Below are 3,220 nucleotides of genomic sequence, written 5' to 3' on the forward strand. Positions count from 1 at the left end.
TTCGGCGGCGCGCCGGCACGGCCCGAGCAGGTCGGCGACGGAATGGTGGCCGCCTGGCTCGCGTCGGACGCGGGCGCGATGTGGACGGAGGCCGGCGGGCAGGTCGGCCTCGAGGTCGAGGCGTCCCAGGACGGCGTCGACGAATTCGCGCCGGTGATTCAGACGGGCGGGAACCGGGCGGTGCTCTCGGAGACGAGCACCGGCATGCTGTGGACGGTACCCGACGGGCGGTTGATCCCGACGGCGCAGTGGGATCTCGTGGACCCGCCGAAGCAGGTCAGCGGCACCGTCGTGTCGGAGGCGACGGAGCAGAAGCCGCCGGTCGCGGTGAACGATGCGTTCGGGGTGCGCGCCGGCGAGCCCGTGCCGCTCCCGGTGCTGTTGAACGACTACGATCCGAACCGCTCGGACGTGCTCACCATCGTGCCGGACGGCCTCGGAGAGGGGCTGCCGGAGGATTTCGGCCAGGTGGAGCTGCTCTCGGACGGGCAGGGCCTGATGCTGCAGCCGAGCCCTGCCGCTTCGGGCTCGGCCGTGTTCTCGTACCGGATCACCGATGGCGTCGCCGTCTCCGAGCCGGCGCGCGTCGAGCTGCGCGTGGTCGGCGAAGAGACGAACACGGCGCCGCAGTGGTGCCCGGTGGTGGGCTGTCAGCGCAGTTGGCCGAGCCCGACGATCGTGCCGGGCGGCACCCTCGTGCTGCCGGTCCTCGAGGGCTGGGTCGACGCCGAGGGCGATCCGATGATGCTGACGGACGCGACACTGGTCGACGATCAGGATCCGGCGCGCGCACTGGTGACGGCGGACGGCCGGCTGGCGGTACGCCACACGGACCCGAATGCGGCTGACGGTGAGATCTCGGTGCAGGTGCGGGTCGCCGGCTCCCGGGGCGGCAGCACCGAGCGCACTCTGAGGATCGGCGTGCGCGCCGACGCCGTAGCGGAGATCGAGGCGATCGCGGCCACCGTCGCGACGGGTCAGCCGACGACAGTGCACCCGCTCAATCGTGTGAGCGGCGGCTCCGGATCCTTCGCGCTCGTCGACGCGGCCGTGCAGAGCGGCACCGTCCGCGTCGTGGCGAACCCATCCGCCGGCACGGTGTCGCTCACCGCTCAGACCCCCGGCAACTCCCTGGTCAGCGTCACCGTGCGCGACACCGTCACGAAGCGCGAGAGCAACGGCGTGATCCGCGTCACTGCTATGGAGGAGCGGCCCGCGCTCGCACTGCCGCCGCTGCGCGCATTCGTGCGTCCGCTCGGGGATACGACGATCGAGGTGCTCGACGCGATCCCGGGGGCGAGTTCCCGCTCTCTGTCGGTCCGCTCGGCGACGGTGGTCGCGGGCGAGCTGCGCGCCGACGTGATCGAGCATGCTCGGATCCGGCTGTCGGGCAGCACCGCGGACGGGCAGCCGGGGCTCATCGGATCGGCCGAGGTCGTCGTCGCCGAGGGCGAGCGGATCGCGCGCGGCAGGATCACGGTGTTCCAAGTGCCGGAGGTCTCGTCGGCAGGAGCGATCGCGGTGGCCGACGCCGCCACGGTACGCGCCGGATCGGTCGTCGACATCCCGGTCCTGGACAACGACGTGGCGGCGCCCGGCGAACGGCTGGTCCTGCATCCGGAGGTCTCGGCCTCCGGGGCCGAGGGCGAGCTCGCGTTCGTATCGGGCCGGCGTCTCCGGTATCTCGCCCCGGATCAGCCGGGCACCTACACGCTCGGGTACACCACCTACGGCGCATCGAGCCCGCGCCGGAGCGACGTGGGTACCGTGCAGGTGACGGTGATCGCGGCGGGCGCCAACACCGACCCGAAACCGGCGAGCCTGATCGTGCGCGTGGCGCCGGGCGAACGGGTCAACGCGGTGGTCCCGGTCTCGAACATCGATCCCGACGGCGACCGCGTGCGCCTGGTCGACGTCGAGCAGCCGGCCGAAGCGCAGCTCTCGGCCACGATCCTGCCGCGCACGGGCACGATTCAGGTCTCGGCATCGGCGAACGCCGAACCCAGCGAGGAGATCATCGGCTACACGGTGCGCGACGGCTTCGGCGGTGAAGGCGTCGGTCGGCTGAGGATCATCGTGACGGAGCCGGACCCCGCCGGTGGAGCGCCGGTGGTCTACAGCGACTACGTCCGTATGGAGCGGGGCGTCTCGGAGCCGGTCGCGGTGCGGCCGCTCGACAACGATGTGGATCCCGCCGGGGGTGCGCTCGAGCTGGTCGAGGTCGTCCCCAATGCGCCAGGAGGCCGTGATTCGGCGCTCTATCGGGAACTCGCCGCCCGGCTCGACACGAGCGCTCTCGGCCGCGGGATCGTCACGATCGCGGGCAGCGACGAGAGCGGCACGGTCTCGTTCCGCTACGTGGTGCGCTCGCGGGCGACGGGGAGCACCTCGGACGGTCTGATCGTGGTGCAGGTGAGCGACCGGATCGGTCGGCAGGCGCCGAACGTGCAGGATACGGTGCTGACGGTCAAGGACCGCGCCGACCTGACGGGCGGCGGCGTCGATGTGGTCACCGGACGCGTGCAGTGGGCGACGGGCGACATCTCGAAGCTGCGCCTCTCGCTGTGGGGGGAGGCGGCAGGCCGGTACCGGGTGAGCGGATCCAGCATTTCGGGCGAGTACCGGCCCGAGGGCGACCTCGTGGCGTTCCGTCTCACCGGTAGGGACGCGGCGGGCGTCGAGGTCTCTGGCTACGGATTCCTGATCGTGCCGCCGTTGGACGAGCTGCGGCTGACGCTGAAGGCCGGTGCCGCGCCGCTCTCCGTCGAGGAGGGGCGATCCGTCGAGGCCGATGTGCGCGAGCTGCTCGACCTCGGGTCCGGTGACGACATCGTGCTGGACGGCGGCGCCTTCGGGGTGCAGCGCTCCCAGGCCGCGTGCTCCGCGATCGGCGACACGACGATCCGCTACGCGGCGGGCCGTGAAGCACCGTGGCGCGATGCGTGCATGATCCGGGTGCGCCTCGCCGAGCAGACGGTCTTCACCGTGCTGCCGATCCCGATCGACATCGTGCCCGACGATCCGACGGTGCAGCTGCACCCGCTGGGTCGTACGATCGCCCCGGGCGAGACCCAGACGATCGAGCTCGCGGAGATGCTCACCTGGCAGGGCGGACGCACGGGCGACGCGGCCGCGCTCAGCTGGCGCATCGCCGGTGAGGGGGTGTTCGAGTTCGGACCGCTGGATCCGGCGTCCGGCCGGCTCGCGGTGACGGCGCCGG

Annotated in this window: 1 protein-coding gene; it reads left to right on the forward strand. The window is 72.0% G+C overall.

The genetic code is table 11. The features are described 5' to 3' along the window. Positions 1–3,220 (forward strand): Ig-like domain-containing protein (locus ACFPZL_RS11470; RefSeq protein ID WP_382335492.1); only part of this gene is annotated, 3,220 nt, incomplete at both ends.

Source organism: Leucobacter soli (assembly GCF_042659205.1).
Taxonomy (GTDB): Bacteria; Actinomycetota; Actinomycetes; order Actinomycetales; family Microbacteriaceae; genus Leucobacter; species Leucobacter soli.